Genomic DNA, 24,295 nt, shown 5'->3' with positions numbered 1-24,295 from the left:
GACTTCAAGAAAGAAATTGCTTGGCTTGTGATTTGCTCACGAACGAAGTATTTCAGCGTCACACCCGGCATCATTTCGATACTGAAGTGCCTCAGCGTAACATCTGGCATTACTTCGATAAAAACGCTTCGCTGTTCAGTTTTCAAAGAGCATTTCGTCTTGATGATATCAAACGCCGTATCGGTGTCGACCCTTTAAACTATATCATGTCTACTTCGGAAAATCAAGAATTTTTTCTAAAGAAATTATCTTTTTTTAATCCCCTTGAAAAAAGCTCTCTTTCAGAGACACAAACGTAAGCATACCACCCTCGGCGGGATTGCGCAACCGTAAAAAAATGGTATCCGCCCCTTAAGCGGATACGTCTGGAGTAAGCGACACCGATAACAGTTCTTTAATAGATCCAATAACCACTTTAGGTTTGCATACATCAGGGAGCGATTCAGTCAAATCAACAGACCCTTCCTCCTGCCATTTGGCCCGGCAAATCTGATGCATTGTCTGATGGGCAGCTCTCTGCCATGGCTGTAAAGCTTGCAGTTCTTCCGGAAGATTGCGATAAACAAGGACTGACTGGCAGCCATACAGATTGGCGAGTTGAACATCGTGATCCAGTCGATCGCCCACATGGGCAATGACGTTTCCTTCCAAAGTCCGCAGAATAGCAGGATCCGGCTTCCCTGTCCGCGCTCTTTCCGGCGTGACAATAACGTCAAAATACTCCGCCAGTCCCAACTTCTCCATCACAGGGTACTGATACTTGAAAAAACCGTTAGTAACTGCCGCGACCAAGTAGCCCCGAGTCCGAAGCTCCCCCAAAACAGTAAGAATGCCTTCCTCAAGCAGGTGAATTTTGGGACTGACGCAGTGATTGATCACGATCTCTTCAATGTTTAGTTTCCTTGCTATATTCAGATGCTCCAAATATGCTTCCAGCATTTCATCCCAATCGTAGGCCTCTACGTATCTTTCCAATTTCATTCGCCTATTATGCTCCGTTACAAGTTCACTGGTCACATCTATCGAGGCTTTTGCCCATCTGGAAACCGTTTCGTTAATTTCGGGAAACACCCATTTGCCAAACGGATTTTGCATCAGCGTCCCGTCAAGGTCAAAGGTAATCCACTGTTTCTTCATTACTTGATCGCCCCCGAAGTTAGTCCTTCAATAAACTGCCTGGACGCAAACAGAAACGCTACGATCATGGGAAGAGAGGAAATTGTCAAGCTGGCAAACAACATGTTCCACTCTGTATCGTATTCCCCAAAGAGAGCCAGTACCCCTAACGGAATAGTGCTGAGCTCTTCGCTTTTCAAAAAAATAAGCGGATAGAAGAAATCGTTCCACACGCCAATCAGGTGGACAATCCCGACTGTAGCCAATGCAGGCTTCATAAGGGGCAGGATGATCTTGTAGTACACCTGAAAGCCATTGCACCCATCCAGACGCGCCGATTGATCAAGCTCTGTCGGCAGCGTACGGAAAAAGCCGTAAAAGACAAAGACGGCGAAAGGAATCCCTCCGGCCACATACAGGATGACCAGTGACGTGAGCGTATCCAGCAGTTGCAGCTTGAGCATGATCATGTAGAGAGGAAGAATAGCCAGCTTCATCGGAAGCATTAACCCCAGCATAAAGAAAAACAGGATGTAGGGATTCCAGCGAAACTTGTACCGGGACAAATAAAACGCCGCCAGCGAGGAAAGAAAAATGATCAGGAATACGGACAGACCGCTCACATACACACTGTTCCATATATACGCTCCAAAGTTGACTTTATCCCAGACCATCGTGTAGTTTTCAAACGAAAACGACGTGGGCAGCGCCAGTGGAGACGTGAGAATCTCCAGGTTGGACTTGAATGACGAGCTAATCATCAAAAAAATGGGGTACAACGCCAGAAATGAAAAGAGCAGCAGTATCAGATACTTGGCCATTTGCCCGATCTTTGTAGTCATGAATTCCCTCCTACTGTTCGAATTCCTTTCGTTTAAAGAAGAAAAGGAGTACGGCTGTTGCGCTGGAGATCATCAAGAACAGCACGACTGCAAGAGCGGAACCGAGTCCGATCGACTCGCCGCCCTCTACCGAGCCAAACGCCAGCCGATAAAAATACGTCGCCAGCACATCCGTAGAATAGTACGGCCCGGCCTGAGACCCTTGCATGGCAAAAATCAGCTCAAACGTCTCAAATGCCCCGATAAATGTCAAAATCGTCATGACCATGACGGACGGCATCGCCATTGGCAGCGTAATCCTAAGCAGCATAGTCAGGCCGGAAGCACCGTCCATCTTGGCGGCGTCATAGATTTCCGAGGGAATCGCCTGCAAGCCTGCAAGGAAGATTAAAACAGCAAATCCGAGGCCGTACCAGCTGTTTACCAGGATGATCGTATGCAAAGCCGTGTCCGGACTGCCAAGCCACGGCTTCGCCAATTCCTCCAGCCCGATAAAGGCAAGAAAGGTATTGAGCGCCCCGTACGTAGGATTCAGAATCAGGCTGAATAAAAACCCGACAACGATAACGGACAGAAGCTTGGGCATAAAAATGACCGCCTTGAAAAAATCTTTTCCGCGGATTTTGCTGTTTATCAGCATCGCCAGGAAAAAAGCGACAAAGAGCTTGGAAATAACGGTTACGATAAAGAAAATGACGTTATGCCCGAAACCGCGGTAAAACATCTCTTTAAACGGAGACTCCGTAAACAGGCGGACAAAGTTGTCCCATCCGGCAAACGAGCCTCGCTGCATCCCGTTCCAGGAGTAAAAGCTGTTCCAAAACGCAGAAAAGATCGGGAACACCTGAAACCATACATAAAAGATCAAGGCCGGCAACAGAAATAGATGGACGAGATGCTTTTTCCAGTTCGTCCTTCGTTTGAATGTTGTTTGTCCCTTTGCTTCCAGTGTTTTTTCCAATTCAGGCACGTGGTTTCGACCTCCTCCTATGCAGTACTCATCAAAAAGGTACAGTCAAGCAAGCCGGCCTGACTGTACCGCTGCGATGAACAATCCGTAAGCCTTCCTGCTTACTTGGCTGGTTTAAACCATTTATCAGCAGAAGCTTGTGTCTCTTCAGCCACCTGGTCGACTGTCAGCTTGTTGATGTACATCCCTTGAAGAGAATTTTCAAACAGTGTCTTTGTCGTCGGAGTCCCGTCGCCGAAATGAACCAGCATCAGGAACGGAACCATGCTTTTCTCGCTCAACTGCGTCATTTTTTGAACGAGCGGATTTTTCGGCACTACCCCCGGAATCGCGCTGAACCTGTTCAATTCGTCGCTGAACAATTGCCCGAACTCTTTGGAAGCAAGGAACTCCATGAACAATTTGGCTTCCTCCGGGTGTTTGGTTGACTTGAAGATTCCGTACGAGCCATCCACCCAGTTGACAATCGGGGTATCCCCTCCCTTTTCCTTTGCCAGCGAAGGAATGACGTCAAGCGGCATATCCGGATTATGCTTTTCGAACGTCTCCAGCCGGTAGCTTCCATTGATATACATGGCCGCCTTGCCGGTGTAGAACAAGGCCTGGACGTCCTTGTCATCGAGAGCGATGAAATCTTGCGGGAAGTACTGTTCCATTTCCTTCATCTTTTTGATCGAGTCAATGAATGCGGCGTCTTTAAAGTTGATTTCACCCTTGATCAGCTTTTCGATGTACTCGTTTCCGCCGATCGAACTCGGAGCAAAGACGCTGTGTGTGATGGACAGGAGATAGGCCGCCTTGCCTGATTGCGCGATCGGTATGATGCCCTTCTGTTTCAAAGCGTTGCAGACCTGAATAAACTCGTCCCACGTTTGCGGAGCCTCCAGGCCGTTCTCCTCAAACAGCTTTTTGTTGTAGAAGATGACAGCCGAATTGATCGACAACGGTACACCATAGACTTTGCCGTCGCTGCCGCGCGCTGCATCGAGGTACGCTTGCGGAATGTCGCTTACCCCTTTCAAATCATCGAGGGGCATCAGGTATCCCGCATCCGCAATAGAGGCGGCTCCCTGGTAAGGGCGAAGCTGCAAAATATCGACTCCAGTTCCGGATGTCAGCGTATTGGTTAGAATCGTGTTGTACTCGGTTGACTTGAACGGTTTAAACTTTACCTTGATGTTTGGATGCTGCGCTTCAAATTGGGCGATGATCTTGTTGTACGCTTCTTTGTCCTCCGCACGCCAGCTGTACATGGTCAGCTCAACCTGTTCCCCTTTGGGCGAATCACCCGCAGGTTGAGCGGTCCCCCCTTCGCCGCCGGAAGTCGTTGCCGGAGGACTGCCGCTACAGGCCGCAAGGAAAAATACCAGCAAAAGAGAAAACAGCCAAACCCCTACTTTTTTCATCGCGAAAATCTCCTCCACGTTTTCCATTTGTCTACCCTTCTCGTGAACGCTTGATCTTGGAGTATTATTTTATAATCTATTATAAAATTAGGAAATATTTTTTCAATATAAATATTTACACTTTTCAAAAAATATAATAGACAAACTCCTTGCTTCAAACAAAAAGATTGGCAAGCACATGCACGCACCCTCGTATCGAACAGATCCATAGAAGCTTTTTTGTTGAAAAGAAAAAGAGACAGACCCGTAAGTCTGTCTCTTTGCGAAACGGATAGCCGTTTCTTACATCATGCCCATGCCGCCCATGTCAGGCATGCCGGCAGGCGCCTTGTTTTCTTCCGGTTTGTCTGCCACAACTGCTTCGGTAGTGAGCAGCATAGCCGATACGGATGCAGCGTTGGACAGTGCGGAGCGAGTAACTTTCGCAGCGTCCACGATACCTGCTTCGAGCATGTTTACCCACTCTTCGGTAGCAGCGTTGAAGCCGATGCCGACAGGTTCTTTTTTCAGGCGCTCAACGATAACGGAGCCTTCCAAACCAGCGTTGGCAGCGATTTGGCGAACCGGCTCTTCCAGAGCGCGCAGAACGATTTGAACACCAACCGCTTCTTCGCCTTCAGCCACAACTTTTTCAACTGCACTGATTGCGTTGATCAGGGTAGTACCACCGCCAGGTACGATGCCTTCTTCCACAGCTGCGCGAGTGGAGTTGAGGGCGTCCTCGATGCGGAGTTTCTTTTCTTTCAGTTCGGTTTCGGTAGCTGCACCAACTTTGATCACTGCTACGCCGCCAGCCAGTTTTGCCAGGCGCTCTTGCAGTTTTTCACGATCGAACTCGGAAGTGGTGTCTTCGATTTGTTGACGAATTTGAGCAACGCGTGCATCGATATCAGCCTTGTTGCCTTCGCCTTCCACGATCGTGGTGTTTTCTTTGGTAACGACAACTTTGCCAGCGCGGCCGAGTTGCTCCAGTTTTGTGGATTTCAGTTCGAGACCCAGCTCTTCTGTGATGACTTCGCCGCCAGTGAGGGTAGCGATGTCGCCCAGCATTGCTTTGCGGCGGTCGCCGAAGCCAGGAGCTTTCACAGCGACAGCCGTGAAGGTACCGCGCAGTTTGTTTACTACGAGCGTAGCCAGCGCTTCGCCTTCTACGTCTTCCGCGATGATCAGGAGCGGTTTGCCGCTTTGTACAACTTGCTCCAGAACAGGCAGAATCTCTTGGATGTTGGAGATTTTCTTGTCAGTGATCAGGATGTAAGGGTTGTTCAGAACCGCTTCCATCTTGTCGGTATCCGTGATCATGTACGGAGAAGCATAACCGCGATCGAACTGCATACCTTCTACTACATCCAGCTCAGTTGTGAAGCCTTTGGACTCTTCAACGGTGATGACGCCGTCTTTGCCCACTTTTTCCATCGCTTCGGCAATCAGGTTGCCGACTTCCTGGTCGTCAGCGGAAATAGCTGCTACTTGCGCGATAGCAGACTTGCTTTCTACCGGCTTCGCGATGGATTTGATTTCTTCAACGGCTGCGCGAACAGCTTTTTCCATACCGCGGCGGATTACCATCGGGTTAGCGCCGGCAGTTACGTTTTTCAGACCTTCGCGAACCATGGCATAAGCCAGAACGGTTGCAGTGGTAGTACCGTCACCAGCGATATCGTTGGTTTTGGTCGCTACTTCCTTAACCAGCTGCGCACCCATGTTTTCGTATGCGTCTTCCAGTTCGATTTCCTTCGCGATCGTCACACCGTCGTTGGTGATCAGCGGGGAACCGAATTTTTTCTCCAGAACCACGTTGCGGCCTTTTGGACCGAGGGTTACTTTAACGGCATTTGCCAGTGTTTCAACACCGCGAAGCATCGCGCGGCGAGCATCTTCAGAGAACTTGATTTGTTTTGCCATCAGAACTCAACCTCCTGCGTTATGTGTTTACGGTTCGTACCGGTCTTGCCTTATGTGAAAGAGCCTTAGCCGATGATCGCCAGGATATCGGATTCGCGAAGCACGAGGTATTCTTTGTTATCCACTTTCACTTCGGTGCCGGCGTATTTGGAGAAAATAACCTTGTCGCCTTCTTTTACTTCCAGAGCAATGCGCTCTCCGTTGTCGGAAACGCGACCAGAACCGACTGCGACAACACGACCTTCTTGCGGTTTTTCTTTCGCAGTGTCAGGGAGAACGATGCCGCTAGCGGTCGTCTCTTCTTTGGAAATTGGTTCGAGTACTACACGGTCACCCAATGGCTTCAGCACAAAAAACACCCTCCTCAAAAATGTAGGTTCAAGAAGTTTTTCGTTGTTAGCACTCATTTAAATCGAGTGCTAACACCCAATTCCTATAATAATGAATCCCTATGTACTTTGCAAGTATTTTCCCTCACAAATTTCCAATCTCTTGATCCGTGCTTGTCCCTTGCCCGCATGCTCATCCCTCTTCCTGTTCTATCAATCCGGACGGCTCATATAAATAGAGAAAACGTAGAATCAGACCCACTCTAAAGGAGGAATACTGACATGCGCAAATGGCTCTGGATCGGCGTTTTCGCCCTCTCAGTGGCGGGAGTTGGCCGTCTCCTGGCCCCGACTGGCTCGCCCCTCGTCCTCGCTTCGGTCCAACCCGTGAAGCTTTACTGGGACGGAAAGGAAGTGACCGACCCGGACAAGCCCGGTTACTATCGGGAAAAAGGCGGTCACCAGCCTGCCGCGCTGGAATACAAAGAAACCACCTACATCCCTTTAACGCTGGCCGGATATCTTGCAGACAAGCCGGTCCATCTCGATAAAGCAAACGCAGCGGCTTTCGTTGGACAAGCTCCGGCTACGCAGGCAGCAGCTGGCGCCAAGCAGAAGGACAAGTCATCGCAAAAGCCGCAGGGGGCTCCGCAGCCGTCGGCCGTATCTCAGGCTGCTTTGGCGCCAGTATCTGTCCCTGCTTCAGCTCGAGCGGTTGATCAATCAGCAAACAGCCTGTTTGGCATCACGCTGGGCATGCCTGTCGCTCAGGTGACCAAACGGCTCGGCCAGCCGGCACGCCAGGAACCAAGCGGACTCGGCTATCAATGGTACATCTACAACCAAAACCCGGCTCGCTACCTCCAGGTGGGGATTGCCGCCGGAAAGGTCGTCGATCTGTATTCCAACGCTCCGGAGGCAAAGCTGGCCGAGGTGGGGATCGGCACGAGCCTTTCTTCCTTGAGCCGAATATACAAGCTTCAGAACACTGTCTCTTTTAGGTTCCAAAAGGCCGATGTCCAAATTGCCAATCAAAAAAATCAACGGCCGCTTGCGATCCAGGACGGCATTCCACACATCTTTTATCTGGACAATCAGAACAGCGATAAGGTAACGGCGATTCGACTGATCGATCCGCTGATGCTGATACGCGGCGGTTTTTACGAAACGCGCTGGACTTATTCGGGTACGGCTCCCCATTTTGACCCTCCGCCCATGAGCATCAAGCAGCAGGGACAGGTCCATGCAGCCAGGGAAAGGCAAATACTCGACCTGGTAAATGTCATCCGTTACCGTTACAAGCTCCCTCAGCTTCACTGGAATGAGCAAGCCGCTCAGGTAGCCCGGGGACATAGCAGCGATATGGAGAGCCACGATTTCTTTGACCACGTCTCCGCCACTACCGGGATGGACCCATTTGAGCGGCTGCACAAAGCAGGACTTTCCTACAGCATGGCTGGCGAAAACATAGCAGCCGGCTATCCTGACTCCATCGAAGCCCATGAAAGCTGGATGAACAGCCCCGGTCACCGGAAGAACGTACTGGAAAAGAACTTTACCCAGCTGGGTGTCGGGGTAATCGCCGATTACTATACGCAAGCGTTTGTAACCCCGAAACCGTAGCATCCAAAGTGCAAAAGGCTTTTATACCGCAAAAAATCCCGACCTGTCCTTGCGACGGCCGGGATTTGTGCTTTGCTTCCCCTTCCGTTTTCTTTTAGCAAGCAAGCCTCGGGCCCCTGCTACGGCAGCTGAAGCAGCTTTCTCAGCTTGCCGGTCTGGCCCGAAAACTCAACGACCAGCGTCTCCGCTTCTTTCGTATGCAGGATCATCCAGGGACGGCGACCGCTCTCCTTCGGCATGACGACGAACATATTTGCGATCATCGCATCGATTTCCGCCTGTTTATGAGTGAGCTTTTGCGGAGGTGCCAGCGGAATTTTGACGATCAAGGCATGCGACAGGACAGGCTGCAGGTCGAGAACACGCCCGCTGACACTTTTTAACAGACTTTGGGCCTCCGCTTGAAACTCGGTCGTATTCTCCCAGGTTTTGACCACCCGCTCCTTGTCCGTATCAAATAGCTCCACCTGCTCGGCGGCGAACGTGTCAGCGGTCTCGGTACCTTTTCGGACCTCACTGTCTCCGGCATGATTCATCGGGACTGCCATTTTCACAGAGTCAGTTGAAAGCCCGGCCCCTGCCTCTTTAGCAAAAGCGCTCGGCCCTCCCGTCAAAAGACCAATCAGCAGCACCATCGCGCAAGCAGTTCTCCACATCCCAAGCCACCTCCCAATCGTTTCCGTTTAGTATGTCCAGACAAAAAAATCTCCGGCCATTCGGCAGGAGATTTTCTGTAATCAGCGGACAGCTTCATCAGCTTCCAGGCTGTATTCCTCGTTCCATTTCTCTTCTTCCGCGAGCTGCTTGCGGTACACCATCTTGGAGAGCCAAATGCTGACCTCGTACAGAAGCAGCAGCGGGACCGTGACCAGAATGTCGCTGACGATTTCCGGCGGCGACAGAGTAATGCCTACGACAGAAAGTCCAAAGTAGGCAAATCTGCGCACTTTGGCCAGACGCATCGGATTCAATATCCGCAGCCGCGTGAGGAAAATCACGACAATCGGCAGCTGAAACAAAATACCAAACGGGATGACGAGGTTAAACAGAAACCCGAAGTACTCTCCGATCCCGTAATTTGGTTTGACGTCCATCCCCAGCGACATGCCTGTCACAAACAGCATGATCATCGGAAAGACGACATAGTACCCGAACAGCACCCCTGCGATAAACAGGAAAAACGCGGCCGGGATAAAGTACAGCGTCACCCTTCGTTCATTTGCCTGAAGGCCCGGGGACACGAATCGCCAGATGTGAAACAGCGCCACCGGCATTGTTGCCACCACGCCTACCAGAAACGCAAACTGCATGTAGACGCGCAGCGTGTCGGAAGGGTGCAAGGAGATGAGCGGGACACCCTCGGCGATCGGGTCCTCCTTCAAGTATTCGATCAGCGGACCGGCACAAAAGAATCCGACGATCAAGGCGACAAAAAATACTGCCAGCACCCAAATGATCCGGGTACGGAGCTCAGTCAGGTGCTCTACTACAGTCATTTCGCGATCTTCCAACGTGGCACCACCTTATCCGGCTACGCCTTGTGTTGTGCGTTCTCTGCTTGCAGGCGCTCCTGCTCCAGTTTTTCCCGGATTTCTTTTTCCAGGCGCTCGCGTTCCAGACGTTCGCGGATTTCCCGCTCCAATTTCTCGCGGTCAAAGGCATCCTTTTCCGTGACGACAGCTGCTTTTGCCTGCTGCTGTTGATCTTTAGGCTTGGCCTCTTCTTCCTCGTCATCGTCTTTCGTCAGACCGCGGGTCGCATTCTTGAACTCCTTCAAGGTGTGACCGACAGCACGCCCGAGCTCGGGAAGCTTTTTGGGTCCAAACAAAACCAGCGCCAGCACCAAAATTAAAATAAGACCAGGAATTCCAATCGTACTCATGCACTTCACTCCTTTTTTCCTGTCATTTGTCAGTGTAACCAGCTAACACTTGCGCAATCCGCCATATCCCAAACGGGTCATGTCTTGTTCGGCAATTTTTTCCCCGGCCAGGATGCGGGGAAGAAAAACGTCAAATGAAGTAAACGGTTCGTGCATCACCGCTCCAGGCAAACCGAGAATCGGTATGTCTCCTTTATAGGCTACCATCAGCATCGAACCGGGAAGCATTGGCGTTCCGTAGCGGATGACCTTGGCGCCGACTCCCGCGATCGCTCCCGGAGTGCGATCGTCCGGGTCTACAGACATGCCGCCCGTCACCAGGATCAGATCGACTCCCTCCTCAAGAAAACGAATAATTTCCTGTTCAATCAGTTCTTTGTCATCGGGAGCAAACCGCTGTTCGACCACGACGGAACCAAGCGCTTCTACCTTGGAGCGGATGACGGGACCGAATTTGTCGGAAATCCTGCCCGAGAAGACCTCGCCACCTGTCGTCACCAGTCCTACACGTTTTTTCTGAAAAGGCTTCACTTCCACGATCGAACCGGGAAACTGGCGTGCCAATTGCTCCAACCGTTGGATTCGCTTTTCTTCCATAATCAACGGGATGATGCGGGTAGCTGCCACTGTATGCCCCGGCTGCACGACCTGATCGCCGTAAATGGTGGAAAACGCAATGCCTTCCAGCTCATTGAGCGCGTGAACAGCCGCTTCGTTCACCTTGGCCAGCCCCAAATGCTCGGCTTTCATCGACACTTTGCCCTCATAAGGCTCCGTCAAGACGAGTCCTCCACCCGAAACGGCACGGGCAATCCTCAGTCCGGCCTCTTCTTCGTGAATAAACCCTTCCGGCATTTCGAGCACGTAGATATGCTCCTTTCCAATGGAAAGCAGCGGCTCGATATCCGCTTCTGTGACGACATGTCCTTTTTTAAACAAGCGTCCCTTGAACTCCCCCGGGAGAATCTGCGTCATATCGTGCGGGAGCATCATGCCAATCGCTTCTCGTACCGGCACTTCCTTCCATTTTGGTTTTTCTACCAACCCAATCCTCCCCAATCTTCGTTGGCTCCTCCTGTTCCCTGCAGGATGTGCAAGGCGTCCGACAGCATGTCCCCGATGGCGTTGAAGCAAATCTCGACGCCCTTGGGATTGCCTGGCAGGTTGATAATCAGGGTATTTCCCCTCGTTCCGGCTACTGCACGTGTCAGCATCGCGCGGCGGGATTGCTGAAGCCCGGCGCGGCGCATTTCCTCGGCCAGTCCCGGAACCGGTCTGTCGATGACCCACGCTGTCACCTCGGGAGTCACGTCTCGCGGGCTCAAGCCCGTCCCTCCCGTCACGATCAACAAATCGCATTTTTCACGATCCACACACTCGATCATGTTTTCCTTCAAATCTTCCATATCATCGGACACAGCGCGGTAGACAGACACATCGACCTGCAGCCATTCCTTTGCAAGCTTACGGATAATTGGGATGCGATCATCTTCGCGTTCTCCCATTGCAATGGAATCACTTGCGGATATTACACCTATTTTCCAGTTGGTCACAGCCCATTCCTCCAATAGTTCTTGCTACTGTATTGTACACTGTTTTTTTTCTCATGTAGATAGTACTGGGGCAAATGACGCAATCTCGACACAAAGCGGTCACATTTGCATGGAGTCTGTCCTGCCTGTTTCCGTGACCCCTGACTCCGTCGCAAGAAAATCGAGCGAAATGTCGTGCGGTTCCATCGGCACCGCCTGCTGCACCTGCAGGTCAAACGCGCAGCCGATCAACAGCGGACGCCGCGATAAGGAGGACAGAAAACGGTCGTAATAGCCCGCTCCATACCCCATGCGGCCTCCCCTGCGGTCAAAAGCGACGCCGGGAACGAGTACAGCCTCCAGGCTATCCGGCCTCCCTTCCGCGGCTTGGGCCGGATCGGGCTCGAGAATGCCGTACGTCCCCCGTTTCAGCATGGCAGGCCCTGTGTACACATACGGAACGATTCGCCGCTCCGCGGGCAGCGTCAGCGGCAGCCATATTTCCTGCCCGCGCTCGAGAGCTTTCTCCAGAAACGGCACAATATCCAGCTCTTCGCGAAATGGATAGTACGCCATGACAGTGCGGCAGCCGCGCAGTCTGTCAAAGGAAAGCAGCAGGCGGCACATTCTCCCGGAGCGCTCCCCGCGCTCTTCCGGGCTGACAGCCGCTCTTTGGGCAAGGATTTGCCTTCGCAGCTCCTTCTTTTGGTCGAGAAGCTCCATGGAGCCATCCCCCTCTCTTTTGCTCCCGGCCATTCCTGGCATCGGCCGGGGTTGTCCCTTTCTGGTCTCTAGGCTACACTTAAGCAGATAGGAGCAGAAACATGCTTGGCGGCCTTCAGAAGCGCCAAGATCAAGCATGCTGCGTCCTGCAGGCCGGCAGGTCGTTTACGGTATGATATAGAGGTGAGAACAATGATATTGCTTCAAGCTGAACATATACAAAAAACCTATGGGATTGAGACCATTTTACAGGACATCTCTCTGCAAATTCAAACAGGAGAGCGCGTTGGACTGGTAGGAGTCAACGGAGCCGGAAAGTCGACGCTGATGAAAATCCTGGCCGGACAGCTCTCCTACGACAGCGGTACCGTCCGCATCCCGAAGGACGTGACGCTCGGCTACCTGGCGCAAAACGGCGGGCTGGAGTCCAAGCGATCCATTTGGGAGGAAATGCTCTCGGTTTTCACCCATTTTCAAAAGGAAGAGCAGGAGCTTCGCAAGCTGGAAGCGCTGATGGGCGATCCGGCTGTTCTGGACGATGAAAAGCGGTACCAGCAGATTCTGGAGGATTATTCCCGCCGCTCCGAAGCGTTCAAGGAACGCGGGGGGTACAGCTATGAGGCGATGATTCGCGGGGTGCTGCACGGACTCAGGTTTGCCGATATGGACTATCAGACGCCGATCTACACCTTGAGCGGCGGACAGAAGACGCGGCTAGCCCTGGCAAAGCTGCTGTTGCAGGCCCCTTCGCTCCTGCTGCTGGACGAGCCGACCAACTACCTGGATATCGAGACGCTCACCTGGCTGGAGAGCTACCTGCAAAATTACCAGGGCGCCATCCTCGTGGTCTCCCATGACCGTTACTTCCTCGACAAGCTGGTTACCGTGGTATACGAGATTGAACGGACCCGCGCCACCCGGTATACAGGAAACTACAGTCTATTCCTCGACCAAAAGGCTGCCCGGCTGGAACAGGAATTGAAGCGCTACGACAAGCAGCAGGAGGAAATCGCCAAGCTGGAGGATTTCATCGCCCGCAATATCGCGCGTGCGACAACGACAAAACGGGCCCAGAGCCGGCGAAAGACACTGGAAAAGATGGACCGAATGGAAAAGCCGATCGTGAGCAACAAATCGGTCCATTTCTCCTTTGAGGTGGCCAAAATGAGCGGCAACGTCGTGATGAAAGCGTCGAACGTCAGCATCGGCTACCCGGATGCCGTGCTCTCCCGCCATCTCGCCTTTGAGCTGGAGCGGGAGGAGCGCGTCGCTTTGGTCGGTCCCAACGGAATCGGCAAATCGACTCTCCTGAAGACGATCGTGGACCAATTGCCTGCGATCGCTGGCAGCATTCAGTTCGGCAGCAATGTCTCGATCGGTTACTACGATCAGGAGCACCGGAATCTGAATGACCAAAATACAGTACTCAATGAAATCTGGAACGACTATCCGCTGATGCTGGAGCGAGATGTCCGCACCCTGCTCGGAAACTTTCTGTTCAGCGGCGACGACGTGCAAAAGCGCATTTCCGATCTGTCGGGAGGCGAACGAGCGCGTGTTTCGTTAGCCAAGCTGATGCTCAAGCAGGCCAATTTCCTGATTTTCGACGAGCCGACCAACCACCTCGATATTTATAGCAAGGAAGTATTGGAAAACGCCTTGTACGATTATCCGGGAACGATTCTGTTCGTCTCCCACGACCGCTACTTCCTCAATAAAATCGCCACCCGGGTTCTGGAGCTCTCCCCGGATGGCGTCACCAGCTATCTCGGCAACTACGATTATTATGTAGAAAAGAAGCAGGAGCTGGCCGAGCTGGCAGCCGAACAGCAAGCGCAAAGCGCAAAAAAACAGGCTCTCTCCGCTGACCAGCAGGAGAAATCCAACTACGAGCGCGACAAGGAGGCCAAGCGCCGCGAGCGCCAAAAACAGCGCCGCCTGGAGGAAATCGAGGCGGCGATTCAGGAGCGGGAAGCCGCCATCCAGACCTGGCAAGAGGAGCTGTGCCTCCCGGAAATCTACAGCGACCACGTGTTGGCCAAGGAGCGCAACGACAAGATTGAGCAGGCGCAGGCTGATCTGGAGCAGCTGTACGAAGAGTGGAGCGAGCTTTCGGAGAGCTAGCCTGCTGACACGCTCACGGAAGACGCGCCCTCCTAAGAGCTGGAATAGCGCTCCTCCGCCGACTCTCGCAAAGCGGTGTACAGGGACGGAACAACCAGGTATACGATACATGTGGCTGCCGTAATGATGCCCGAGTCGTTTAAAAGCAAGCCCGCCAGCGAACCGGCTATTACGCCGGAAAAGCCTTTGGCTAGAAGCGGGTAATCGCTGGCGAAGTGCCGCAGATACCTGTCGCTGCGGAGCGCAAGCAGCCCCAACACAAGCAAGGACACGACAAAGACCCGGCTCCAGACAGATACCCGAATCAGCCTGAGATTCATCTCCAGTTTGCGTTCCACGATATGCATCACTTCCGTCCAATCACCGGACACAAGCTGGCCCGCTACTCTGGTGATATGGGTCGGCGGCTGACTGGACAAGAGACTGACAGATGCCAGCAGCGCAATGCCGCCGAGCATGCCTCCTGCAAGCAGCAGGAGGCTTTTTTTGCCTGGGCGCCAGCCCCGGAGCCGAATCAGTACGACAGCAAAGCCAACCAGTCCCGCCAGAAACCCGCCGGCATCTGCTCCCCAGGCAGGAGCTGCCATGTAGGCAAGAACGAGAAGAAAGATGGGCACGATTACCCACGTAGCATACTTCCCCTGAATACCCGTTGCCTTTCCCCCTGCTTGTGAAGCGCTCCACTGATACATGGCTGCCGCAAAAAGGATTGTGCAACCGATCAGCACCCCTTCGTATTCATTCCCCAATCCGTAAAAGCGGGCGCCGATCACGGGGTCGTACCCGAGATAAGAACGGCGCATGGCCGGGGCGCCATTCCAGCCGTCGATCAACAGCGCGGCGACTGTCAACCCGGTCACGATCGCGAGCCCTGCCGGGAGCGTCCTTTCCTCCATCAGCCAGGCACCCGCTATCGCGCCCAGGATGAGTACTCCGAGAATGACTGGGGGCGGTACTCTCCAACCAAGCAACCCTTCAAGGAGAAACAAGAGCGGGAACCACAGCATGGAAAGGAGGGCAAGACGCATCGCCCTTCTCCCCCATTGGACGCCATCTCCTCCTTTCCCCCTTCCCCACAACCAGACGGCCGCAGCAGCTGCCAAAATGACGATCTGCAGCATGACGTAGGTGTACAGCACAGAGCTGCGGTTGGCGTAGACGTGATGAATGTGATCCACCTCTTGGATGAGCTCGCCGATCCCTTTCCCCGCTTCCTTTTTCATGGCATGCCCGGCCAGCCCGTCCGGCAGGGGAACCCGCAAAAAGGAAAGCACGGTCGGGAGGATATCAAGCCCGCTGACCAACCCGGACTGCCTCGTTGTCGCCGATGTGAGCAGCCCTGCTTCCGCTCCTCTCCAGACGAATACGGGCGACAGCAGCATTTTGGCCTGCAGGGCCTTCTGGTTGGGGACAGGCGAGAGCAGCATTACCATTTGTCCCGGTTTGCGGGACGCAAGCAGCCGGTCGAGAAACCCGCCCAAATCTTCCAGAACCTGCCCGTACTGTCGGGCAAAACGCTCCGGCGCCATATCGTCCGCTACCTGATACAAGCGCGCCAGGTCTGCCAGCTGGACCGAAATCAATCCCGGAGCCGTTTCCTTGGTAATGCTCTTTAGCAAGTAGTCGTAATTCGTTTTTACGCCGTAGGGATAAGACGGCGCTTGCACGATTGTCTCGTCGGACAGGTTGCCAAAAGGCACGCCTCCGCGTTCGTCCATCGCGAACAGGACCGCGTGGCGGGTCCTGATGTCATCGTAGTCCCCGCTCCCGTAGCTGATGACAGACAGATTGTGCCGGGCCAAAGTCCCGCCCAGCAAGCCTATGCGCGAGGTAAACGGCTTGTCGCGATTCTCTGCCTGCAGCCGGTAAATGCCGGGAAATACAATGCGGTAGCGCGCTACGGGCGACAGTTCCGGGGGGCTTACCTCTACCATCCGCTCGCCCGCTGTTTCCCTCTTGGAGATAAGCTCTTCCGGATGGTAGGCCGTGCCGCTCCGCTCCGTGTAGAGAGCCTGGCTGCCGCTGCCCATCAGCAAATAAGAGTTGGCCGCCGATCTCGCCCCGGGCGAGCGGATAGACAGCGCCCCGGACTCGGCTTTGCTCAGCCAATTATCCACATGTGGATAGCTTCTGAGATGCACGACATCCTGAAAGGAAAGCCCCTCGACAAACAGCGCAATCACCTGCCGCTTCTGGGGAATCGTCTCCGGCGCCGCAGCAGCGGCTGCCGTAATCTGTCCGGGCTGCGACGATGACAGCAGGACAAATACCGCCGCGATCAGCATCCATTTTTTCATCAATCTTCCCTCACTGTTGATACAATTTTCTGTTTATCCACATATTCCACAGATTCATCCACAGAAAAAACATGATTTTCCCGGTAAATGCCTCGTGTTATCACCAGTATTCACAGGTGTGGGGAAGACAAACCTCAGAAATTATCCAGAAGCTGTGGATAATGCTGAGGAAAAGAAAAAACCGCCCGCAAACGAGCAGTCCGAAGGGATCAGTTTATAGGCATAAATGCGGTTTAAAGCACATTCATGCGTCTCCATACGTCTTATTGCGTTGTTAGGACAAAGGCAAGCCTGGCACGCCATTTAGGTCCAGTTGTGCAAAACGCCCCTTTTGATAGGAAATATACCCGGCGGCGGCAATCATCGCCGCGTTGTCGGTACATAGGGAGAGCGGCGGAATGACCAGAGGAAGGCCTTCCTCCCCGCACCTTCTCGACAGCCTTTCCCGAAGTCCCCGATTGGCTGCCACTCCTCCTGCAAGCAATACTTGTCTGGCTCCGTACTCCTTTACCGCACGGATCGTCTTTTCCACAAGCACCTCTGTCACGGAGTCCTGAAAGCTCGCAGCCAGGTCTTGGGGACTGATGCTCTCTCCGCGCTGAGATGCATTGTGCAGGGTATTGAGCACAGCTGACTTGAGACCGCTGAAGCTGAAATCATAGGAATTTGGCTCCAGCCACGCACGCGGCAGCGGGATGCTGGCGGTTCCCTCGTGCGCCAGTCGGTCAATGTGCGGACCGCCGGGATACGGCAGGTGGAGCGCCCGCGCGACTTTGTCATAAGCTTCACCGGCAGCGTCGTCCCGCGTCTCTCCCAAAATCTCGTAATGTCCATGCTCTTTCATCCAGACGAGCTCTGTATGCCCGCCGGATACCACCAGAGCGATCAATGGAAACTCCAGCTCCGTAACCAGTCGGTTGGCGTAAATATGACCGGCAATATGATGAACACCGATCAAAGGGATTCCGCGCGCGTAGGAAATCGCCTTTGCGGCAGCTACCCCGACCAGCAGAGCCCCGACCAGACCCGGTCCATACGTGACGGCGATCGCCTGAATGTCATCCAGCTTTTTCCCTGCTTCCTGCAAGGCTTCCTCGATCGTCAAGGTAATGTTCTCCACGTGCCTGCGCGAAGCGACTTCCGGCACGACACCGCCAAACCGCTTGTGTACATCTGCCTGCGAGGCGATGACGTTGGACAGGACAGTGCGGCCATCCTGAACGACCGAAGCCGAGGTTTCGTCGCAGCTTGTCTCGATCCCCAATATGTTCACGGGACGACCAGAACCCTGCTGGGCCAGGTACGCTTGCTGCACCCGTTCTTCGTAGCGCGATGGTTTTCTATTCTTCATGCAATGTCACCCACATTATGAGAGCATCTTCATCGTTATCGGAATAATAACGCTTGCGACGCCCTTGTTCTGTAAAGCCCAGCTTCGTATACATGTTCCTCGCCACCGTGTTGGACGGACGCACTTCCAGCGTCATGCTTCTCGCCCCGAACAGATAGGCGAGTCCCATCATTTGCCGCATCAGCCGCTCGCCTATCTTTTGTCCGCGCAAGTCCGGATGGACGGCGACGTTGGTGATGTGCGCCTCGTCCAGCACAATCCACATGCCGCAGTAGGCGACAACCTGGCCGTCCTGAACGGCTACGACATAGCGGGCATTTGGATTGATCGTCAGTTCATTGACAAAGGCATCGCGCGGCCAAGGTGTCGGAAACGACAAACGCTCCAGCTCCCAGACCGCGTCTACGTCTTCTTGCGTCATAAAGCGAAATTGGATATCCACCTGCTCACTCATCGCTATTCCTTCACCCCGCATGCGGGGTTTTGCGCCAGCCATTTGGCTTCGGCTTCGGCCAGCTGCAAATATTCAGGAATCATTTCGTGCGGATCTCCTCCGCGTGCCAGCTTGCCCAGCGCGGCAAATCCGATGTGGGCCGCTCGCGGATGATTGTGGGAAGCAGGCGCAAAATGGGCTTGTTCACCCAGCTCCTGCTCGATCGTCTCCCGATGAATGCGCAAATCCTCTCCCATAAACAGAACCGGTTCCATCCCGGCCTGCTCTTTCAGCGAAACGAGCCAATCACGGAGCAGCACCAAACGCTCTTCGGCCGCTACGGACAGTTCCTCCCAACCTTTCGTCCGGAAAGCTCCTGTATAGACCTGTCCGCGCCGCGCATCGAAGAGCGGGACGACCAATCCGGAAAATCCGCGTGCATTCATGGCGACGGCCTCCAGACTGGAAATCCCGATGACCGGTATTTGAAGCGCCCAGGCCATGCTCTTCGCCGTGGCCACACCGATCCGCACACCCGTATAAGAGCCAGGGCCTTTGGCAACCCCGATGCCTGCCAGCTGCTCCGGCAATGTACCTGTCTCCTCCATCAGCTCCGAGATCGCGTCCATCAGACGGACTGAGTGGTTTTTCTGCTGATTGGTGGTTATTTCAGCCAGGACGCGTCCTTCTTCCACTACAGCCACGCTCAACACGAGATTGGATGTATCCATTGCAAGTACCCGCATTACAAATCAAGCTCCTCACACAGTTTCACATAGCGCTCTCCCCGGGGAATCAGCTGAATCCGCCGGGCATCGCCCTCTTCCCTCCGCAGGATCACAGTCAATCGATCCGGCGGCAGCACATCTTCGATCAGCGACGCCCACTCCACCACAGTGACGCCTTCTCCAAAAAAATAATCGTCCAGCCCGAGCGAGTCCGCGTCCTCTCCCACCCGGTAGACGTCCATATGATACAGCGGCAAACGCCCGTCATACTCCTTGATAATCGTAAAAGTCGGGCTGTTGACCGTTCCCTTTACCTCAAGACCACGAGCCAGTCCCTGGGTGAAGGTCGTCTTGCCTGCGCCCAAATCCCCTTCCAGGGCCAGAAAGTCGCCGGGAAGCAAGCCGGCGCCCAACTTTTCCGCAACGCGCAAGGTCTCCTCCACGCCTGACGCATTCCATTCATACTGCATGCCTGTCACCCTTTCCTGGCATCGGCCTTGCCAAAATGGTTAAATCCTGCTTTCGCAAGCGGCTCCCAGGACGAGTTGCGACTCAACAATACCGATGGTTCCCCCGCTTCCACTCGCCCGATCACGGTAAACGGAATGCCCTTTTCGGCAAACAGCTTGCCGATGCCCTCTGCGGCCTCGGCCTCAATCGTCCCTGCCAGCTGATAGTCTTCTCCTCCGTACAATGCCCAGCGGAAAGGGTCGCTTCCTGTCTCCGCCGCATACATCCGGGTCGCTTCCGCCAGCGGGATCAGCCTCTCCTCGATCCGCAGACAGACACCGCTGGCTTCGGAAATCTCCCACAATTCAGAAGCGAGTCCGTCACTGATGTCGTTGAGCGCTCCTGCAGCCGGGGAGGCGGCCAAAATCCGGCCGGCGGCGACCTGTGCAGCCGGTCTCTGGTGAAAAAGGGCCAATGGCTGCCACTTCTCTTCTACAGCTTCTCCCGATTTTGCCTTTCGCAACAAAAGATCAAGTCCGGCTGCCGATCCGCCGACATGTCCTGTCACAAATACAAGGTGGCCAGGTCTCGCCGCCGACCGGAGCAGCGCGCGTCCCTTCTCGACCTCGCCCATAACCGTGACAGACAGCGAAAGGCCAGCGGGACTGGACACCGTATCGCCGCCGATCACACGTACGCCATAGGCGTCACACGCCGCGTAAATGCCGTCGTAAATTTGTTCACACTCCTCCGTGTTCCACTGCGGAGAAACGGCAATGCTGATCAGCGCATAGCGAGGGATGCCTCCCATCGCCGCCACATCGCTTATGTTGCTGATGACGGCTTTGTAGCCGATATCACTCGGGTTCATCGTCTCTCTCAGGAAATGAACGGTCTCTACCATAGCGTCGCAGCAAGCCACGACTTCCCTGTCCGCTGGCAGAGAAAACACCGCCGCGTCATCTCCGATCCCTACGCTGAGCCCGTCGCCCGTTTGGCCGGCGGAACGGCCGGTCCACTTTCTGATGAGAGAAAACTCGTCGTACGTCACTACTACCGCTCCTTTAGTTCGCAGTGCCTCCATTATACCGCCCTGCTTTCAACGCACGCAAGAAACGCGCTGTCACGCAGCCCGGGAAAGCCTTTCCTCACAAGCCTTTGCTTGCCGCCGCTCTCTGCCGTGCGGTCAGCTCCGCTGCTTTGCCGCTGATTCCAGCTCATACAGCCGCAGCTTTCCTGAACAGCGGCCGCAGCGGTAACGGGCCGGATTGATCTTGCGCTTCCGCTTGTACCGCATTTGGCAGGCTTCGCAGACGAGCTCGTAGCGGTAAGGCAGCCACGTTCGGCCGCCCCCGACCTCCTGACAATAGCGGCTTCCCCCGACTTGCCTGAGCAGCTCCTGAAAGTCGCGATCCTTGTGCTGGTACCCTTTCCTTTCCAAATGCAAGTGATAGTGGCACAGCTCATGCTTTACGATCCCGATCAATTCTTCTTCCCCGTGCTGCTCCAGATGGCGAGGGTTGATCTCGATATCGTGGGAACGAAGCAAGTAACGTCCTCCTGTTGTCCGCAGTCTTTTGTTGAACCTAGCCTGGTGACGAAACGGTCGGGAAAAATACTCCGCCGAGACGGCCTCGACCAGCGCTTGCAACTCCTGATCCGTCATCATTTTCTCTCCCCGTCTTTCCTTGTACCTCGACGATAGCAGTTTTGGTTGAAAAGTGCCAGAGCAATACAGTACACTTATTTGATGAGAGAATGAGATTGGTGGGGGAACTGATGCGCTATTTACTCTTGCAGGAACAAACGGGGCTGCGCTTTGTCGCCATGCCAGAATCCCATATGTATCAACTGGTCGCACTTTTGAAACGGCTTCAAAAGGAGATCGACAAGCTGACCATTGCCGAGCGCCCGCAGCTTCCGACGGTTGTCGCGGAATGCGCCGAGCTGGAGCTGCTCTCCGATGCGTTTCAAACGGAAGATGGACTGGCTTACGTCAGTCGGCTGGAGAGCCATTTCTCCTCTTTGCCGGAAAATGTCTACCCGCTGATCTCGCTATTGACGGAGATTCGCGCTCTGCAGGCACAGCTTGAATTCCTGCTGGAAGAGGAGTAATCACGCAAAAGAAAAAAGGTACCTCCTGTGTGTTTGCCGCATACATTGCCAATATAGGAATGACACCAGGAGGTACCCTTCATGCCACAATGGATGCGCAGGCAATTGCAGCGTGCCTTCTTCGGGAAGGACGTCCGGCAAATTCGATTGCTCAACAGCTGTTGGTTTTTATACTGGGAAAAACACGGCGGCCGCCCTCAATAGGGTGGCCGCCTTTGACATTTGCAAGGCTTGTGCTACAAATCCTGGGGAGAGATCAAGGTCAATCCCACCCGCTGCCGTTTTTCGTCGATGTCGACTACCCACACGTCGACAATATCCCCGACGGTCACCACGTCCAGCGGGTGTTTGACAAATCCCTTCCGCAAGCGGGAGATGTGGGCCAGGCCGTCGTTTTTCAAGCCGATATCGATGAACGCCCCGAAATCCACCACATTTCTTACCGTTCCCTGCAGCTTCATCCCTTTGCTCAGATCAGTGAGCTGAAGCACGTCGCTGCGCAAAAGCGGCTTGGGCAATTCGTCGCGGGGGTCACGGCCCGGCCGGAGCAGGCTGTCGACGATATCTCGCAGCGTCGGTTCCCCGATTTCCAACTGCTGGGCAACAGTCGGCACATCAAGTGCCTGCAGGCGTTCCCGGCAAGCCTCGCTGCCAATCTCTTCGGTAGACAAACCGATGAGGTCCAGAAGCTTGTGGGTAGCCAGATACGATTCCGGGTGAATAGGGGTCTTGTCCAGCGGGTTTTCCCCGTCCATAATCCGCAAAAAACCAACGCATTGTTCGAAGGTCTTCGCCCCCAGCCTGGGAACTTCCTTCAGTTCGGCGCGGCTTTTGAACTTGCCGGTCTCGTCCCGCTTTTTGACGATGTTCGCCGCCACCTGCTTGCTGATCCCGGACACGTATTGCAAGAGCTGCGGCGACGCCGTATTTACGTCTACGCCTACGTGGTTGACCGCTGACTCGACGACGAATTGCAGGCTTTCAGCCAGTCGCGACTGGGAAACGTCGTGCTGGTACTGTCCGACACCGACCGACTTAGGATCGATTTTGACCAGCTCGGCCAACGGGTCCTGCAGTCTGCGGGCGATGGAAATCGCGCTTCGTTCCGCCACGTCCAGATCAGGGAACTCCTCCTTGGCCAGAGCGGAAGCGGAGTATACGGAAGCGCCCGCCTCGTTGACGATGATATAGGACAGATCGCCGTTTACTTCCTTCAACACGCCGGCGATAAACTGTTCCGTCTCGCGAGACGCCGTTCCATTCCCGATCGTAATGATCTGTACCCCGTATCGATTGATTAGTTCCTTTACCTTTGCAGAAGCTTCCGCTACTTTGTTTAGCGGCGGAGTCGGATAGATGACGGCTACCTCCAGAAGCTTGCCGGTCTCGTCGACGACAGCCAGCTTGCAGCCCGTTCGATAGGCGGGGTCTACACCAAGCACAACCTTTCCCTTCACCGGCGGCTGCAGGAGCAGGTTTCGCAGGTTTTCCGCGAAAATGTGGATCGCCCGCTCTTCGGCGGCTTCTGTCAGCTCGTTTCTTACTTCCCGCTCGACAGAAGGCTGGATCAACCGCTTGTAGGCATCCTCCGCCGCAGTCTCCAGCCACGGACGGGCTACCGTCTCCCGCGGAATCAGCTTCTTTTTCAGAAAGAGCAGAATCTCTTCGACAGGAGCCTCAATCGACACTTTCAAGATGCCTTCGTTTTCTCCGCGATTGATCGCCAAAACGCGATGGGGCGCGGCCTTTTTCAACGGTTCACTGTATGCGTAATACATCTGGTAAATATTTTTCTCGTCTGCTTCGGCTGCCTTCTGCTCCGATACGAGCGTTCCTTTTTGAAAGGTGCGCTCACGCGTCCACTGGCGAATCTGCGGGTCATCCGACACTTGCTCGGCGATGATGTCCATCGCTCCCTGCAGCGCCTGCTCCGCGGACTCTACCCCTTTTTCCGGGTTTATGTACGCTTGCGCTTCCGCCGCCGGGTCTCCCGATTTCGGAAGGGTCAACAGGTAGGCCGCCAATGGCTCCAGCCCTTTCTCTTTGGCCATCGTCGCCCTGGTCCTGCGCTTTTGGCGATACGGCCGGTACAGGTCTTCCACTTCCTGCAGCTTGGCTGCGCGTTCAATGGATGTCTTGAGCTCTTCGGTCAGCTTGCCCTGCTCCTCGATCAGCCGGATTACCTCTTCTTTTCGTACAGACAGATTGCGCAAATAACGAACGCGCTCCTCAATCGCCCGTATCTGGGTCTCATCCAATTGCCCGGTCATTTCCTTGCGGTAGCGGGCAATAAAGGGCACTGTATTCCCTTCGTCCAAAAGGGCGATCGTTCGCTCTACCTGATGCCGTTTGATTTCCGTCTCCTGAGCGATCGTCTGGATCATCAACGTTAGGTCCATATTCTACCTCCTGCGCTCATCTACGTGGTTATTGTACCACAACACCTCTTCCCTTCACGGGAAAAAGAGT

General features: G+C 54.2%; 25 protein-coding genes. 5 read left to right on the top strand and 20 right to left on the bottom strand.

What is annotated here, in order from left to right; translation table 11 throughout:
* A partial coding sequence (locus Q3F21_RS23600) for a hypothetical protein (protein ID WP_340258475.1) occupies positions 1-299 on the top strand: 299 nt, incomplete at its 5' end.
* Positions 300-351: 52 nt separating this feature from the next.
* On the opposite strand, the gene Q3F21_RS23595 is transcribed toward Q3F21_RS23600, so the two are convergent.
* The 6 genes from Q3F21_RS23595 to groES all read right to left on the bottom strand — a co-directional run bounded on the left by Q3F21_RS23595 (position 352) and on the right by groES (position 6,589).
* Positions 352-1,137: an HAD family hydrolase gene (locus Q3F21_RS23595; RefSeq protein ID WP_340258473.1), complete on the bottom strand. Its 786-nt coding sequence runs from the start codon at positions 1,135-1,137 to the stop codon at positions 352-354.
* The gene (locus Q3F21_RS23590) at positions 1,137-1,958 is read right to left on the bottom strand and encodes a carbohydrate ABC transporter permease (RefSeq protein ID WP_340258471.1); all 822 of its coding nucleotides are present in this window, start codon (positions 1,956-1,958) and stop codon (positions 1,137-1,139) included. The genes Q3F21_RS23595 and Q3F21_RS23590 overlap by 1 nt, the downstream gene beginning before the upstream one ends.
* A gap of 10 nt (positions 1,959-1,968) precedes the next feature.
* Complete coding sequence (locus Q3F21_RS23585) at positions 1,969-2,928, bottom strand: carbohydrate ABC transporter permease (RefSeq protein ID WP_340258470.1); 960 nt, start codon at positions 2,926-2,928, stop codon at positions 1,969-1,971.
* A gap of 101 nt (positions 2,929-3,029) precedes the next feature.
* A complete protein-coding gene (locus tag Q3F21_RS23580) occupies positions 3,030-4,361 on the bottom strand; it encodes an ABC transporter substrate-binding protein (protein ID WP_340258468.1) in 1,332 nt (443 codons plus the stop codon).
* A gap of 255 nt (positions 4,362-4,616) precedes the next feature.
* Positions 4,617-6,239 carry a chaperonin GroEL gene (gene groL / locus Q3F21_RS23575; RefSeq protein WP_340258466.1) on the bottom strand — a complete coding sequence of 541 codons (1,623 nt, stop codon included), beginning with the start codon at positions 6,237-6,239 and terminating at the stop codon, positions 4,617-4,619.
* A 65-nt stretch (positions 6,240-6,304) separates the two neighbouring features.
* Positions 6,305-6,589, bottom strand: coding sequence for a co-chaperone GroES (groES, locus tag Q3F21_RS23570; RefSeq protein ID WP_003389758.1), 285 nt, complete (start codon positions 6,587-6,589; stop codon positions 6,305-6,307).
* Positions 6,590-6,850: 261 nt separating this feature from the next.
* Here groES and Q3F21_RS23565 point away from each other — a divergent pair, with 261 nt between their 5' ends.
* On the top strand, positions 6,851-8,191 hold the full coding sequence (locus Q3F21_RS23565; RefSeq protein ID WP_340258464.1) for a CAP domain-containing protein: 1,341 nt from the start codon (positions 6,851-6,853) through the stop codon (positions 8,189-8,191).
* A 119-nt stretch (positions 8,192-8,310) separates the two neighbouring features.
* Here Q3F21_RS23565 and Q3F21_RS23560 read toward each other — a convergent pair whose 3' ends face one another.
* The 6 genes from Q3F21_RS23560 to Q3F21_RS23535 form a co-directional block, all read right to left on the bottom strand.
* Positions 8,311-8,847: a hypothetical protein gene (locus Q3F21_RS23560; RefSeq protein WP_340258462.1), complete on the bottom strand. Its 537-nt coding sequence runs from the start codon at positions 8,845-8,847 to the stop codon at positions 8,311-8,313.
* Positions 8,848-8,928: 81 nt separating this feature from the next.
* Complete coding sequence (gene tatC / locus Q3F21_RS23555; RefSeq protein WP_340258460.1) at positions 8,929-9,702, bottom strand: twin-arginine translocase subunit TatC; 774 nt, start codon at positions 9,700-9,702, stop codon at positions 8,929-8,931.
* Positions 9,703-9,722: 20 nt separating this feature from the next.
* Positions 9,723-10,073, bottom strand: a complete 351-nt coding sequence (locus Q3F21_RS23550; RefSeq protein ID WP_340258458.1) for a twin-arginine translocase TatA/TatE family subunit — start codon at positions 10,071-10,073, stop codon at positions 9,723-9,725.
* 42 nt (positions 10,074-10,115) lie between these two features.
* The gene (locus tag Q3F21_RS23545; protein ID WP_340258456.1) at positions 10,116-11,117 is read right to left on the bottom strand and encodes a molybdopterin-binding protein; all 1,002 of its coding nucleotides are present in this window, start codon (positions 11,115-11,117) and stop codon (positions 10,116-10,118) included.
* Positions 11,111-11,626, bottom strand: coding sequence for a molybdenum cofactor synthesis domain-containing protein (locus Q3F21_RS23540; RefSeq protein WP_340258454.1), 516 nt, complete (start codon positions 11,624-11,626; stop codon positions 11,111-11,113). Before Q3F21_RS23540 ends, Q3F21_RS23545 begins: the two co-directional genes overlap by 7 nt.
* Before the next feature lie 99 nt (positions 11,627-11,725).
* Positions 11,726-12,328 (bottom strand): 5-formyltetrahydrofolate cyclo-ligase, encoded by a 603-nt coding sequence (locus tag Q3F21_RS23535; RefSeq protein WP_340258452.1) that lies wholly within the window; start codon positions 12,326-12,328, stop codon positions 11,726-11,728.
* A gap of 192 nt (positions 12,329-12,520) precedes the next feature.
* On the opposite strand from Q3F21_RS23535, the gene Q3F21_RS23530 reads away from it, so the two are divergent.
* Positions 12,521-14,452 (top strand): ATP-binding cassette domain-containing protein, encoded by a 1,932-nt coding sequence (locus Q3F21_RS23530; protein ID WP_340258450.1) that lies wholly within the window; start codon positions 12,521-12,523, stop codon positions 14,450-14,452.
* Between the two features lie 32 nt (positions 14,453-14,484).
* On the opposite strand, the gene Q3F21_RS23525 is transcribed toward Q3F21_RS23530, so the two are convergent.
* The 7 genes from Q3F21_RS23525 to Q3F21_RS23495 form a co-directional block, all read right to left on the bottom strand.
* On the bottom strand, positions 14,485-16,749 hold the full coding sequence (locus Q3F21_RS23525; RefSeq protein WP_340258448.1) for a hypothetical protein: 2,265 nt from the start codon (positions 16,747-16,749) through the stop codon (positions 14,485-14,487).
* A 274-nt stretch (positions 16,750-17,023) separates the two neighbouring features.
* Positions 17,024-18,100, bottom strand: coding sequence for a tRNA (adenosine(37)-N6)-threonylcarbamoyltransferase complex transferase subunit TsaD (gene tsaD / locus Q3F21_RS23520; RefSeq protein ID WP_340258446.1), 1,077 nt, complete (start codon positions 18,098-18,100; stop codon positions 17,024-17,026).
* A complete protein-coding gene (rimI, locus tag Q3F21_RS23515; protein ID WP_340258444.1) occupies positions 18,090-18,554 on the bottom strand; it encodes a ribosomal protein S18-alanine N-acetyltransferase in 465 nt (154 codons plus the stop codon). Before rimI ends, tsaD begins: the two co-directional genes overlap by 11 nt.
* A 2-nt stretch (positions 18,555-18,556) precedes the next feature.
* Positions 18,557-19,279, bottom strand: a complete 723-nt coding sequence (gene tsaB / locus Q3F21_RS23510; RefSeq protein ID WP_340258442.1) for a tRNA (adenosine(37)-N6)-threonylcarbamoyltransferase complex dimerization subunit type 1 TsaB — start codon at positions 19,277-19,279, stop codon at positions 18,557-18,559.
* A complete protein-coding gene (gene tsaE, locus Q3F21_RS23505; RefSeq protein ID WP_340258440.1) occupies positions 19,279-19,731 on the bottom strand; it encodes a tRNA (adenosine(37)-N6)-threonylcarbamoyltransferase complex ATPase subunit type 1 TsaE in 453 nt (150 codons plus the stop codon). The genes tsaB and tsaE overlap by 1 nt, the downstream gene beginning before the upstream one ends.
* Positions 19,732-19,736: 5 nt before the next feature.
* A complete protein-coding gene (gene thiL, locus Q3F21_RS23500; RefSeq protein WP_340258438.1) occupies positions 19,737-20,795 on the bottom strand; it encodes a thiamine-phosphate kinase in 1,059 nt (352 codons plus the stop codon).
* A gap of 102 nt (positions 20,796-20,897) precedes the next feature.
* Positions 20,898-21,377 carry a SprT family protein gene (locus Q3F21_RS23495; protein ID WP_340258436.1) on the bottom strand — a complete coding sequence of 160 codons (480 nt, stop codon included), beginning with the start codon at positions 21,375-21,377 and terminating at the stop codon, positions 20,898-20,900.
* Positions 21,378-21,490: 113 nt separating this feature from the next.
* Between Q3F21_RS23495 and Q3F21_RS23490 the strand changes: the two genes are divergently transcribed.
* A complete protein-coding gene (locus Q3F21_RS23490) occupies positions 21,491-21,826 on the top strand; it encodes a hydrolase/acyltransferase (RefSeq protein WP_340258434.1) in 336 nt (111 codons plus the stop codon).
* Between the two features lie 81 nt (positions 21,827-21,907).
* Positions 21,908-22,030, top strand: a complete 123-nt coding sequence (cmpA, locus tag Q3F21_RS23485) for a cortex morphogenetic protein CmpA (protein ID WP_122958045.1) — start codon at positions 21,908-21,910, stop codon at positions 22,028-22,030.
* Between the two features lie 32 nt (positions 22,031-22,062).
* On the opposite strand, the gene Q3F21_RS23480 is transcribed toward cmpA, so the two are convergent.
* Positions 22,063-24,225, bottom strand: coding sequence for a Tex family protein (locus Q3F21_RS23480; RefSeq protein WP_340258432.1), 2,163 nt, complete (start codon positions 24,223-24,225; stop codon positions 22,063-22,065).
* Positions 24,226-24,295 lie beyond the last annotated feature (70 nt).

Origin of the sequence: Brevibacillus borstelensis (assembly GCF_037834415.1) — a bacterium.
In the GTDB taxonomy this organism is placed as follows: Bacteria; Bacillota; Bacilli; order Brevibacillales; family Brevibacillaceae; genus Brevibacillus; species Brevibacillus borstelensis_A.
This window is presented reverse-complemented; position numbering and strand designations above follow the sequence as displayed.